The sequence below is a fragment of the Paenibacillus solani genome, assembly GCF_050475945.1.
Classification (GTDB): Bacteria; Bacillota; Bacilli; order Paenibacillales; family Paenibacillaceae; genus Paenibacillus_AQ; species Paenibacillus_AQ solani_A.
Genome location: NZ_JBCMXJ010000007.1, coordinates 43,950 through 56,111 on the forward strand (window position 1 = coordinate 43,950; position 12,162 = coordinate 56,111).

Consider the following 12,162-nt stretch of genomic DNA (forward strand, 5'->3'; position numbering starts at 1 on the left):
CGTGCCATAATCGAACTTACAGAAATTTCTAGAAAAATATTTTCGAAAAAAAGCAGACCAAAAGCCCTTTTCATCCGTCTATTATTATGGAGGGCTAAATTCTATGCGAAAACGGTGGCTTTGGTTGATCATGTTGTTGCTAATTACCGTACCCGTAGGGGCGGTTATCATAGGAAATGTTGAACGAGCGGGGTTTAAGCCAAGGGTAGACGCGCGAGCGGTTGTCTTGATGGACTTAAACACCGGGCGTATTTTGCTCAGCGAGAATGGCGATGTGCCTTTGCCGCCTGCAAGCATGTCCAAGCTGATGACTGAACTGGTTATATTGGACGAAATTAAGACCGGAAAGGGATCCTGGGACGATGAAGTGAAAATAAGCGATTACGCTACGAATGTAAGTGGTGTGAAGCTCGCCCTGAAATCAGGCGATACGCTGACCGTTCGCGAATTGTTTCAGAGCATAACGGTCTATTCAGCCAATGATGCAGCTGTTGCCCTCGCTGAGCATTTTGCCGGCTCGGAAGAGGCCTTCGTCCGGAAGATGAATGCCAAGGCACAAGAGATTGGCTTATCCCATGGGACTCACTTTGTGAACGCTTCGGGTGTAGAGAATAGAACGTCCAACAATGAAGAGTGGACATCCGATGGAGAAACCGTAATGACTGCTGCAGATACGGCTAAGCTGGCAGCGCATCTGATCAAGAGCCACCCGGATATTCTGAATACCTCGAGCAAGACGCAGACGAAGATCAATGGACGAAATATATATATAAGCAATACGAATTGGATGCTCCCCTCGCTGGGAGGCCCCTATTCCTACGAAGGAACCGATGGATTAAAGACAGGGTATACGGCAAGCGCAGGATACTGCTTCACGGGAACAGCGGAGAAGCAAGGCAGCAGACTTATTGCTGTCGTCATGGGGACAGAGTCCAGAGAAGCAAGATTTGAAGAGACGCGAAAGCTGTTTGACTACGGATTCGCCAAAACATTAACATTAAAAGAGCGGCTGGATGACTGGTTTCAATTCTCGGAAACCGCAGCTGCTCTTTTGTATAATTAGCTGGCATAACCGCTAGCCTTAAAAATGGTAGTTTTATAGAACTGTACGTGAAGGGTTCACATTTGGCAATCATCTGGTTTACAATAGATCATGGGTTAAACTGGCCTTCGAGGCGGAAGTGAGTCAACAGGGCAGCTTCCCGTTTAATAAGGAAAGGAGGGTGAGCCAAGTAGCTTCAGGTACATGCACGTACTTTTGACGATCTGACTTATCCCAACATTTATTAAATTTTATAATAAAGAAGGAATTGAACTCATGAAGAGGAAATCAATATATATTACTCTTGCCGTTGTCATATTGCTGGGTTCATGCGCATTCTTGTTTAGAACGCAGCTTGCTATCGTGGCATTTGACCTGTTTATGGCAAAGGATGTAGAGGAATCATTACAAAAATCATATAAGCCGCTTCAGGGCGACAAGGCGCCTGAACCGGTCGTACTTCAAAGCAAGCCGTTCTCGGTTATGCTGCTAGGCAGTGACCAGCGGAAGGATGAACCTGCGCGTTCGGATACATTGATCTATGCGGTTGTACGTCCCATGGAATCCAAAGTGCTCTTGATTTCGGTTCCGAGGGATACGTATGTCGACATTATCGGCAAGGACCGTAAAGACAAGATTAACCATGCGTATGCATTTGGCGGCCACCAAATGGCCAAAGATACGATGGAGGCCTTTTTCGATGAAGAAATTGATTATTATGCCTCTATTAACTTTCAGGGACTGAAGGATGTTGTTGACGCTATTGGCGGGGTAGAGCTGCCGATCGGCAAGGATATCGTCAATAAAGGCAAAGACCATGAGAAGTTTACGATTAAGGCGAACAAGCCAATATACAATGGGGAAGAAGCCTTGAATTATGTTCGTTATCGGGAAGATAGCGACTTTAATCGAGCGAAGAGACAACAGGTGTTCCTGGATGTAGCGGCCAAACGGGTGATGAAGCTGGATCAGATCGGCAAGGTGCCGGAACTGATTGAGATCATGGGAGATAATTTCCAAACGGATATGCCGCCCAAGTTCATCATTGACCTGGCGAAGCAGATGCTGACCGGCGGCAAGGTGGATATGACCAGCTACACGATTATGGGGAAAGACATGAAGATTCGCGGCATTTATTATAGCGATCCTGACATGGAAGACGTGCAGGAAGCCCGTGATCTAATTGACAACTGGATGAATCCCGATACGCCGGCAGACCAGCTGCTGCAGCCTCAAGATGCAGAGAAGCAGAAGTTGCAATAAGTAAACCCGGCACAGCCCGGATGTTGTCATAGTACGTTGCTTCATCTCAATCAGCAGTCCGGAATGCCAGGCTGCTGATTTTGTGCCCTATACAAGGGAATCAGAATGATGATGTCAACGTATGTATGAGTATGGATAGGGGAAGGAGTAACCTATACACTTAAGGCCTAAAATCAGAGGGTTACTTAACATGACTGCATAACGATGGAGTCATAAGGAGGATAATGCATTATGAATATCGCTTTTTTTCTATTGCCGAAACAGGAAGTGATCTGTTTAACGCTGGATTCAACGCTTAGGCAGACGCTGGAACGGATGGAATTTCACCGGTATACGGCTGTGCCGGTACTCGACAAGAACGGTCAGTATGCAGGGACGGTGACCGAGGGTGATCTGTTGTGGCATATGAAGAATTCGGAAGGCAAAATCACTTTTGAGAACGCTTCTAAATTTTTGTTAAAGGATGTCCCATTTCGCATGGATATCAAGCCGGTGTCGATTGATGCCCGGATGGAGGATCTCATTAATCTGGCCAAGGTGCAAAACTTTGTCCCTGTCGTAGACGACATGAACCGTTTTATCGGTATTGTACGCAGAAGCCTGATTATTGAGTATTGTGAACGGTTTGTTTCCAAGGAGACGATGGAGTCGCACGGGGCATCATAATTCATAATTCATATTAAGATGTAAAGATACAGGGCATGGGACCACGAGAATTACGGGGTAACATGCCCTGTTCTTAAGATCATAGGATGTAGCGAGTTCTAGCAAAGATCAGCTCTTATTCCACTGGGTCTTAAGGGGGAGGCCGGGTCCCCCTGGCCTTTGTGTGAGCGGCTTTTTTTTATGCTATAATGGAGAATAAAGCTGTTTTCAGGGAGAGATGGGAATGCCAAATATGCCGAAGGACTTGGACGTAGCTAAACGCGCCAAAGTAATTGAATGGCTCAAAACCGAAGTAATTGACAATGTATCCCGGTTATTCAAAGCTCTATGGGAAGGCAGCACTACAAAGGTTGGAGACAGTTTGGTAAGCCTGATGATGAGCTCTTACATACTGGGCCGAAGGCTCGGCTTGACCTATCGGGATTTGGATGATCTCTTGTTAGAGAAATTGAAGAAGCATAAGCAGGAAGGACATCAACTGGAAGATTGGTACCAGGATATTTCCGCGCTCGAAGAACATTTGCGTAAGAGGTGAACCTATTGAAATTTCGCTGGACTACAGCGGCATGGAGCGTCATATATTTGCTTCTGCTGCTATCACTGCTCACACCCTTTTCGATCGTAACGGCATTCTTGTTGGTTGTACCGGTTGCGGTTCTATTTACGGCTTTGAATACAAAGTCTTTTATCATTCATATTGTGCCAGTATGGCTGATCGCACTTCTGATTCATCCCATATATTTGCTGCTCGCAATCTATTTTGCGATTCCGGGGATCGTTATGGGGTATTTATATCGAAAGCGGAAGGCAGCCATGCAAGTGTTGAAGTATGGAATGGCTGTTATGCTGGTGGAAATGCTCGTTCTGCTGATGGTCAGCACCGTTTTCTTCCAAATGAATCTGTCGGAGTATGTGGATGAAATTGTGCAGATGACGACGGCACCGCTTAGCGGCATGGGCGTTGAAGGAGGCCTTGGCAGCCAGTTTCTTGGCGCTGAGCTGGATACACAGTTAATCAAAGACCAGACGATGCGCTTGGTTCCATTTGCGATGATTATCAGTTCGTTCCTCATGACTGTGGTGACCCATGCAATAGCACGGCCTACACTCAATAGCATGGGGTTGTCTGTACCACGGCTGAAGCCAGCCAGAGAGTGGATGCTGCCGCGCTCCCTGTTCTGGTACTATCTGCTGATATTCTTCATCAATATAGCTACCTACAAATCGGACAATACCTTCATGAAGATGATCACCGCTAATGCCACACCATTGCTTCAGATTTGTTTTATGATCCAAGCGCTGGGATTCTTCTACTATCTCGCTCATGAGCGGAAATGGAATCCCATTGTACCTCTATTGACAGCAATACCGATTGTTTTGTTTCCGCCGGCTATGATTATCGGAATCCTGGATCTGGCGTTTCCGCTTCGCCAGGCATTTAGTAAAAACAAAAGATAGGGTGAGAAGTCATGCCTAAATTCCTGCAGAAACGCTGGCACGGCTATCATACCGTCTGGGCGTTTGCGCTGGTGCTTCTGCTAGTTATTTTCCTGTCGTATTACAATACGACTCTCGGACTGGTCGGACTGCTGCTTGCGGTGGTAGGCGGCTATGCCATGCTGAGGGCAGAGATGAGATTCCGCCGCGATCTGGTGGATTATATCGGGGATTTGTCGTTTCGGATTCAGCGGGTTGAAGGTGAAGCGGTCAGCGTGCTTCCATTCGGAATTGTGCTGTACAGTGAAGACAAGACGGTCGAATGGCATAACCGCTTCGTGGTCAACATGTTTCCGCATCAGTCGCTGGTAGGCATGTCCTTACAGGAGCTGTTCCCTCAATTGGTGGCAGCGATGAAGGAAGGCCAGGAGAAAAAGGACCCCAAGGATAAGCTGCCGAAGGAAATTCGGCTTGAAATCTCCCATGAGGATAAGTTTTATGGAGCTACGGTCATCCCGGATGAGCGGTTGATCTATCTGGATGAGATTACCGAACTGGCGGTGCTGCGACAGCGCTATGAAGATGAGCGATTGGCCCTGGGCATTATCATGATGGATAACATCGATGAAGCCTCACAGGGCATGGATGATCAGCAGCGTACGGCATTGATCGCAAAAGTGACCAGTGAGATCACCAATTGGGCTCGTGAATTCAATGTCTATTTAAGGAGGCTTTCTTCCGATCGCTATTTGATGATGTTGAATCACAGGTCGCTTGAAGCACTGGAGAACAGCCGTTTTCTCATCTTGGATGAAGTTCGGGAAATGACCGCGGATTTGAAGGTGCCGCTAACGCTCAGCGTAGGGCTAGCCTTCGGTTCAGACGACATTAACGAGCTTGGTCAACTGGCACAATCCAGTCTCGACATGGCCCTCGGCCGTGGCGGCGATCAGGCAGCTGTGAAGGCAGGTCAGAGGCTCTCCTTCTATGGCGGTAAATCCAATGCAGTGGAGAAGCGGACGCGCGTAAGAGCACGCGTCATCTCTCATGCGCTGCGTGATTTGATGCAGGAGAGCGACAATGTGATTATTATGGGTCACAAGCTGCCGGATATGGATGTCGTCGGCGCAGCAATCGGCATATTGAAAGCAGCCCGCATGTATAAGGTGGAAGCTTATATCGTGATGGAGGGAATGAATCCGTCCATTTCTAGAATCATGGAAGAGGTCCGTAAGGACGAGGCCTTGATCAGCCGATTCATATCGACAGAGCAGGCGATGCAGATGATGACAGAGCATACGCTGCTGGTGGTGGTGGATACCCATAAAGCCTCCATGACAATGGAACCAAGGCTGGTGCAGCGTGCAAGCCGGGTCGTTGTCATGGATCATCACCGACGCGGCGAAGAGTTTATCAATGACGCGGTGCTGATCTATCTTGAACCGTATGCTTCCTCCACCTGCGAGCTGGTGACCGAGGTGCTGCAATATATTCATGAGCGGGTATCTCTTTCTCCGGTGGAGGCCACGGCATTATTGGCTGGTATTACGGTGGACACCAAGCACTTTGCCTTGCATACAGGATCAAGAACGTTTGAGGCGGCTGGCTTCCTGCGGCGTCACGGAGCCGATACGATGATGATTCAGCGGGTGCTGAAGGAAGATCTGACAGAATTTATAGCTAAGGCAGAAATCGTGAAACATGCTAAAATGGTATATGATCATATCGCTATTGCGGTATCAAAGAGCGGGGAGCCTATGCCGCAGCTGCTCATCGCTCAAGTAGCGGATATGCTGCTGAATATGACGGATGTGCAGGCATCATTTGTTATTGGTCAACGCACGGACGGCAAGATTGGCATTAGCGCCCGTTCCATGGGCAAGATGAATGTTCAGATGATTATGGAACGTCTCGGGGGAGGCGGACATTTGACGAATGCCGCAGTACAACTTGACACAACGCCTGAGAAGGCGGAAGAGATGTTGATGGAGGTACTGAAGGACATTGAAGCGAAAGAGGGGTTATTCGAATGAAGGTAATTTTCATTAAAGATATGAAGGGTCAAGGTAAGAAAGGTGAAGTGAAGGAAGTATCAGAAGGGTATGCAACAAACTTTCTGTTTCCACGAGGCGTTGCTCGCCCGGCAACGGACGGCAATATGAAGACGCTCGAACAACAGCAGGCTTCAGAGGATAAGCGTAAGGCGCAAGAGAAGGAAGATGCACAGGCATTAGGTAAAAAGCTGGAAGAGATGACGGTAGTCCTCAAAGCTAAAGCCGGAGAGGGCGGCCGCTTATTTGGGGCCATCACCAGCAAACAAATTGCTGAAGCATTGGCCGCACAGAAAATCAAAATCGACAAACGCAAAATTGAACTTAGCGATCCGATCCGCAGCCTGGGCGTAACCCAGATTCCGGTGAAGCTCCACCCTGACGTCAAGGCGACGCTCAAGGTTCAAATTACGGAGGAGTAATATGGGAGGAGAACTCTATTTCGATCGGGTCCCACCACAGAATCTTGAAGCAGAACAGGCGGTGCTGGGTGCCATTCTGCTGCAAAGTGAAGCGCTGATCACAGCGATGGAGCGGGTACAGTCCGAGGACTTCTACGACAAGTCGCATCAGATGATTTATGAAGTCATGGTGCAGCTCGGGGAAGGCAATCAGCCGATCGATCTGGTGACCCTTACATCTCTTCTGCAAGATAAAGGGCAGCTGGAAGAGATCGGTGGAGTCAGCTATTTAGCGAAGCTGGCCCATGCCGTTCCGACGGCTGCGAACGTGGATTATTACGCTCAAATCATCGAAGAGAAATCGATGCTGCGGCGTTTGATCCGAACCGCAACACAGATTGTCAGTGAAGGATATACCGGAGGAGAAGATGTGTCCGGTATGCTCAGCGAGGCGGAGCGCCGCATTCTGGAGATCTCTAATCGACGTACAGGCAGCGGATTTATTGCGATCCGCGATGTGTTGATGGAAGTATTCGAGAAGGTGGAGGTCCTGCACCAGAACCGGGGGAATACAACGGGGATTCCTTCCGGCTTTGTGGATCTGGACAAAATGACAAGCGGATTTCAGCGCAACGACTTGATCATCGTGGCTGCCCGTCCTTCTGTAGGTAAAACAGCCTTCGCGTTGAATATTGCCCAGAATGTGGCCATACGCGCTAAGGAAACAGTAGCCATCTTCAGTCTGGAGATGTCCGCACCGCAGCTCGTTCAGCGTATGATCTGTGCGGAGGCTAACCTGGATGCCGGCGTAATGCGTAACGGTGACTTTAAGGGCGATGAGGATTGGTCCAAGCTGACGATGGGCATCGCTGCTCTATCCGAAGCGGAGATTTATATTGATGATACTCCGGGTGTGACGGTAGCCGATATTCGTGCGAAGTGTCGCCGTCTGAAGAAAGAGAAGGGGCTCGGCATGATTCTGATCGATTACCTCCAGCTCATTCATGGGCGCGGTAAACCCGGGGAGAACCGGCAGCAGGAGGTATCCGAGATTTCGCGTACACTGAAGCAGATTGCCCGTGAGCTCGAGGTGCCGGTTATTGCGCTGTCACAGCTCAGCCGGGGTGTGGAGCAGCGTCAGGACAAGCGTCCGATGATGAGTGACCTGCGGGAATCCGGTTCGATCGAGCAGGATGCCGATATCGTTGCGTTCTTATACCGGGATGATTACTACAATCAGGAAACGGAGAAGAAAAACATCATCGAGATCATCATTGCTAAACAGCGTAATGGTCCGGTAGGTACAGTAGAACTGGTCTTCCTGAAGAACTTCAATAAATTCGTCAATTATGAGCGAACGCATGCCGATGCCTTTGCTGCTGGATAGCAGCAGTATTCATCATCAGCGGGGTTTTTCCATAATTACTTAAAGTAACAGGAAACCCACTATAGTGAAGTTCGAAGATCACTCCAAGATTTGCCGCTGACTGTAAATATAGGCATTCTTATGGCAAATCTCCGAATATGACAGTGATCATTCTATAATCTCGTCCTATTTCCGAACAATTGTACACATAGGTGTGCAATTGTTCGTTTTTGCATTTGACTTTAAAAAAAGGGACTGTTACACTTTAGTTGCTGCTTTTTGCAGCGGATATTGGTGAGTCAACATGTACAGACTTATCTAAAAGTGTTTGATGAAATCTAAAGGGTGTAACAAGCCCGGGCGGAGGAATGAATATGTCAACGGTAGTCGTTGTGGGAACGCAATGGGGAGATGAAGGGAAAGGGAAGATCACGGATTATTTGGCGGAAAGTGCTGACGTGGTAGCCCGTTACCAAGGCGGCAACAATGCCGGCCACACCATTCTGATTGACGGTAAAAAATTCAAGCTTAGCTTGATTCCATCCGGAGTATTCTATAAAGATAAAACTTGTGTAATCGGAAACGGTATGGTCGTTAATCCGGCTGCACTTATTGAAGAGATTAATTATATTCATGATAACGGGTTCAGCACAGATAATCTGGTGATCAGCGACCGTGCCCATGTTATCATGCCCTATCATATGGTATTGGATGCCCTGGAAGAGGACCGCAAGGGTCCGAACAAAATTGGTACAACGCGCAAGGGAATCGGTCCTTGCTACATGGATAAAGCAGCACGTAACGGCATCCGGATCGCAGATCTGATGGATGCGGAGGAGTTCGAGCTTAAACTTCGCCATCTGGTGAAGGAGAAGAACCAAGTGATTACCCAGGTATATGAGGGAGAAGCACTGGATGTTGAAGAGATTCTGAAGCAATACCTGGAGTACGCTGAGGTTATTCGTAAATATGTGCGTGATACTTCCGTTGTCCTGAATGATGCGATTGATGACAATCAAAAAGTTCTATTCGAAGGCGCACAGGGCGTTATGCTGGATATCGACCAAGGTACGTATCCGTTCGTAACCTCTTCGAATCCTTCGGCTGGCGGCGTATGTATCGGCTCCGGAGTGGGACCTTCGAAGATTCAGCAGGTCATCGGTGTGGCTAAGTCCTATACGACGCGTGTCGGAGACGGACCTTTCCCGACAGAGCTGGATAATGAAATCGGCGAATATATCCGTGAAAAAGGACATGAATATGGTACGGTAACAGGGCGTGCCCGCCGCGTTGGCTGGTTCGATAGCGTCGTTGTTCGCCATGCCCGCCGCGTAAGCGGAATTACAGGCTTGTCCCTGAACTCGCTGGATGTGCTCAGCGGACTTGAGACGGTTAAGATCTGTACCGCATATAAATTCCGCGGTGAGGAAATTACGCACTACCCAGCCAGCTTGAAAATGCTCGCCGAGTGCGAAGCAATCTATGAAGAGCTGCCAGGCTGGAGTGAAGATATTACTGGAGCGAAGACACTGGAGGACCTGCCAGAGAATACGCGTCGCTATGTAGAACGTGTATCCGAACTGACCGGCATTCCAATTGCTATCTTCTCCGTTGGCCGTAACCGGGAGCAGACTAATCAGGTGCTTCCGATCTATGAGCAATAATTCGATTTAAGATACAAGGATAAGAAGGGGACAATCCCTTGACCTATATCCTAAGCTTTGCGTTCAACCTGCTGACTATGGAGTCGGCAGGTTTCTTTTTTTGGATGAATTTGTCCCCGCTCCTGACAATATTATCCCTAAGTTAACCTTCCATGAACCCTATAATGGAGAGAGACATATAAGACAGCACGCTGAACATTTGGAATTGGGGCTAAAGACAGCGGAGGATGCAGTCAGATTTACTTAGGAGGGACAGAAGCCATACCGTTTATATGGTAGCTTCGCTTGCGATTATCGAATGAGTTCAGCTTTGCTGGCAAGGTATAAATTCTATAATCATGAATAAAGACCGGATTCATCCGCTTAGGTACTCAGGTACCCGGGATAAATCCGGTCTTTCCTGTTGTTATAGCTGAATCGGCCGCGGCTGCTCGGAGAGCTTGCCGTCTTCGATATAGATGATTCGGTCACACAGATCAAGCATACGCTGGTCATGCGTAACCATGACAGCGGCTTTCTGGCGCAGCTTTACCTCATCGGCGAGCATTTGGACCACAGTTCGGCCCCGTTCGGAATCCAGACTTGCGGTAGGCTCATCTGCCAGAATAAGCTCGGGATCGTTCATCCATGCACGGGCAATGGCAACGCGTTGACGCTCGCCGCCGGACAGGCTCTCAGGGTAGTGAGATTTGCGATGGGATAGACCCAGCCGGTGGAGCAGATCATCTGCCCGCTGCTTCGGCTCCGGACCATGCTGGTCTGCAAGCTTGGCCATTAAGAGCAGCTGATCCCGGACGGTTAAGTACGGGATGAGGTTTGAAGATTGGAAGATAAACCCGATATGGCTCAGACGCAGCTGATTCATTTTTTTGGCGGATAACTTGGTGATCTCCTGATCATTCATCCATATACGCCCCTGGGAAGGGGATAACAGCGCTCCCGCAATGGAGAGAAAGGTACTCTTACCCGAGCCTGAAGGCCCGACAACCGCGACAAACTCCCCACTTTTGATATCCAGCGATATATGATCCAGCACTTTTACTGACGTATCGCCATCCCCGAATTCTTTACTTACCTGATCAATCAACAGTTTGGATTGTGTCATTATGCAGCCCTCCCGATAGCTTCAATTGCATCGATCTTGATGACCCGATAGAGCGACAATAGCGATCCCAATAGGGATACTGCTAGGAACAGTAAAGAACAGAGCAGGACAATGGACGGGGTTAGCGAGAACGGCACAACGCCGGCTAACAGGTAGGAAACCCCATACGTCAGACCGATGCTGATCGCAAGACTAACCAGGGTAAGGGACAGGACTTGAAATATTAGATTCCTTGCCAGATAGCCGGTTCCGGCTCCAATTGCTTTCAGGACGCCGAACTGGTTCATTTTTTGAATCGTAATGACGTAGAAGAACACAGCCAGCACAAAAGCCGCGATGACAAATAAGAAAACAATCATCATGATGAGCGAGCCTTGTTCTTCTTTAAAACCGGGGATACCCTGCAGCGCTTCCTTCTTAGTTATGAGCTCGATGCCGGGTATGTCCGAAGCGAGGACTTCCATCTGCTCCGTGCTGCCATTCAAAGCAATTGCATTATAGATGGTGCCGTGCTTCGATCCGCCGGGCTGAAGGGATTTCCAGCCCTCAAAATTCATATGGATGACCGGTGCATGACTGAAGGACTGTCCTTCCGTAAATGCCGCAATCTCGAAAGACGCACCCGAAGCCTGATCGACAATCCGATCGCCCAGACGGTAGCCGTCATCCTTCAAGGAGCGATCCGCCATGACAACACCTACATCTGTATTGCTAATCCGGGAGCCTTCCACAACCTTGGGAGCTAGAATGCTCTCCATGTCGATGGCAAAAAAGGCTGCATCGAATTTGCCTGAGGAGCCCTCCTTGGTCAAGGTGCTCATATGAACGCCCAGCTGAGCAGCATCGCTTCCTCCGGGGTGGTTTCGGACTTCGTTCCATAGTTCATCTGTAAGCACCGATCGGTTGATCCGATGGTCGGAATCTTCTTGAAGCACGAGGTAGTCGGCTTTCATATTTTGGACGGAAGAGGCGTTATCGGAGGATAGTCCCTGAGCCAGTCCCGTCACGAACAAGACGAGCCAGGCGATCAGCACCATAATAAAACCGATCAACAGATAACGCAGCTTCGCATGTCGAAATTCACGCAATGCAAGAAACATGGTTCTCAACTCCATTCCTGTAATGGTTGCAAATTATCCCTTTGGTTTTATATCTAACGGGACATGC

The 12,162-nt window shown here is 48.7% G+C and carries 11 protein-coding genes; 9 read left to right on the forward strand and 2 right to left on the reverse strand.

Going from position 1 to position 12,162, the window contains the following annotated elements; all coding sequences use genetic code 11:
• The first annotated feature begins 103 nt into the window (after nt 1-103).
• The 9 genes from ABEQ74_RS08385 (at nt 104) to ABEQ74_RS08425 (ending at nt 9,890) form a co-directional block, all read left to right on the forward strand.
• Nucleotides 104-1,063: a D-alanyl-D-alanine carboxypeptidase family protein gene (locus ABEQ74_RS08385; RefSeq protein ID WP_430121388.1), complete on the forward strand. Its 960-nt coding sequence runs from the start codon at nt 104-106 to the stop codon at nt 1,061-1,063.
• 255 nt (nt 1,064-1,318) lie between these two features.
• The gene (locus ABEQ74_RS08390) at nt 1,319-2,305 is read left to right on the forward strand and encodes an LCP family protein (RefSeq protein ID WP_430121390.1); all 987 of its coding nucleotides are present in this window, start codon (nt 1,319-1,321) and stop codon (nt 2,303-2,305) included.
• Nucleotides 2,306-2,536: 231 nt separating this feature from the next.
• Nucleotides 2,537-2,971 carry a CBS domain-containing protein gene (locus ABEQ74_RS08395; RefSeq protein WP_053490767.1) on the forward strand — a complete coding sequence of 145 codons (435 nt, stop codon included), beginning with the start codon at nt 2,537-2,539 and terminating at the stop codon, nt 2,969-2,971.
• Between the two features lie 232 nt (nt 2,972-3,203).
• Nucleotides 3,204-3,506, forward strand: coding sequence for a MazG-like family protein (locus tag ABEQ74_RS08400; RefSeq protein ID WP_174819218.1), 303 nt, complete (start codon nt 3,204-3,206; stop codon nt 3,504-3,506).
• Nucleotides 3,503-4,429 carry a DUF2232 domain-containing protein gene (locus ABEQ74_RS08405; protein WP_430121392.1) on the forward strand — a complete coding sequence of 309 codons (927 nt, stop codon included), beginning with the start codon at nt 3,503-3,505 and terminating at the stop codon, nt 4,427-4,429. The genes ABEQ74_RS08400 and ABEQ74_RS08405 overlap by 4 nt, the downstream gene beginning before the upstream one ends.
• A gap of 11 nt (nt 4,430-4,440) precedes the next feature.
• A complete protein-coding gene (locus tag ABEQ74_RS08410) occupies nt 4,441-6,441 on the forward strand; it encodes a DHH family phosphoesterase (RefSeq protein ID WP_430121394.1) in 2,001 nt (666 codons plus the stop codon).
• Nucleotides 6,438-6,881, forward strand: coding sequence for a 50S ribosomal protein L9 (gene rplI / locus ABEQ74_RS08415; protein ID WP_053490770.1), 444 nt, complete (start codon nt 6,438-6,440; stop codon nt 6,879-6,881). The genes ABEQ74_RS08410 and rplI overlap by 4 nt, the downstream gene beginning before the upstream one ends.
• A 1-nt stretch (nt 6,882) precedes the next feature.
• Nucleotides 6,883-8,247, forward strand: coding sequence for a replicative DNA helicase (gene dnaB / locus ABEQ74_RS08420; RefSeq protein ID WP_430121396.1), 1,365 nt, complete (start codon nt 6,883-6,885; stop codon nt 8,245-8,247).
• Between the two features lie 353 nt (nt 8,248-8,600).
• Complete coding sequence (locus ABEQ74_RS08425) at nt 8,601-9,890, forward strand: adenylosuccinate synthase (RefSeq protein WP_430121398.1); 1,290 nt, start codon at nt 8,601-8,603, stop codon at nt 9,888-9,890.
• Between the two features lie 406 nt (nt 9,891-10,296).
• On the opposite strand, the gene ABEQ74_RS08430 is transcribed toward ABEQ74_RS08425, so the two are convergent.
• Together ABEQ74_RS08430 and ABEQ74_RS08435 are read right to left on the reverse strand one after the other, a co-directional pair.
• Nucleotides 10,297-10,995, reverse strand: coding sequence for an ABC transporter ATP-binding protein (locus tag ABEQ74_RS08430; RefSeq protein ID WP_430121400.1), 699 nt, complete (start codon nt 10,993-10,995; stop codon nt 10,297-10,299).
• Nucleotides 10,995-12,095, reverse strand: coding sequence for an ABC transporter permease (locus ABEQ74_RS08435; RefSeq protein ID WP_430121402.1), 1,101 nt, complete (start codon nt 12,093-12,095; stop codon nt 10,995-10,997). The genes ABEQ74_RS08430 and ABEQ74_RS08435 overlap by 1 nt, the downstream gene beginning before the upstream one ends.
• Nucleotides 12,096-12,162: the final 67 nt, after the last annotated feature.

Bases quoted from the DNA above. Each gene is read 5' to 3' on its own strand.
- ABEQ74_RS08400 (WP_174819218.1), top strand. From the start codon at position 3,204: ATGCCGAAGGACTTGGACGTAGCTAAACGCGCCAAAGTAATTGAATGG.
- ABEQ74_RS08410 (WP_430121394.1), top strand. From the start codon at position 4,441: ATGCCTAAATTCCTGCAGAAACGCTGGCACGGCTATCATACCGTCTGG.
- ABEQ74_RS08390 (WP_430121390.1), top strand. From the start codon at position 1,319: ATGAAGAGGAAATCAATATATATTACTCTTGCCGTTGTCATATTGCTG.
- dnaB (WP_430121396.1), top strand. From the start codon at position 6,883: ATGGGAGGAGAACTCTATTTCGATCGGGTCCCACCACAGAATCTTGAA.
- ABEQ74_RS08435 (WP_430121402.1), bottom strand. From the start codon at position 12,095: ATGTTTCTTGCATTGCGTGAATTTCGACATGCGAAGCTGCGTTATCTG.
- ABEQ74_RS08425 (WP_430121398.1), top strand. From the start codon at position 8,601: ATGTCAACGGTAGTCGTTGTGGGAACGCAATGGGGAGATGAAGGGAAA.
- ABEQ74_RS08395 (WP_053490767.1), top strand. From the start codon at position 2,537: ATGAATATCGCTTTTTTTCTATTGCCGAAACAGGAAGTGATCTGTTTA.
- ABEQ74_RS08385 (WP_430121388.1), top strand. From the start codon at position 104: ATGCGAAAACGGTGGCTTTGGTTGATCATGTTGTTGCTAATTACCGTA.
- ABEQ74_RS08430 (WP_430121400.1), bottom strand. From the start codon at position 10,995: ATGACACAATCCAAACTGTTGATTGATCAGGTAAGTAAAGAATTCGGG.
- rplI (WP_053490770.1), top strand. From the start codon at position 6,438: ATGAAGGTAATTTTCATTAAAGATATGAAGGGTCAAGGTAAGAAAGGT.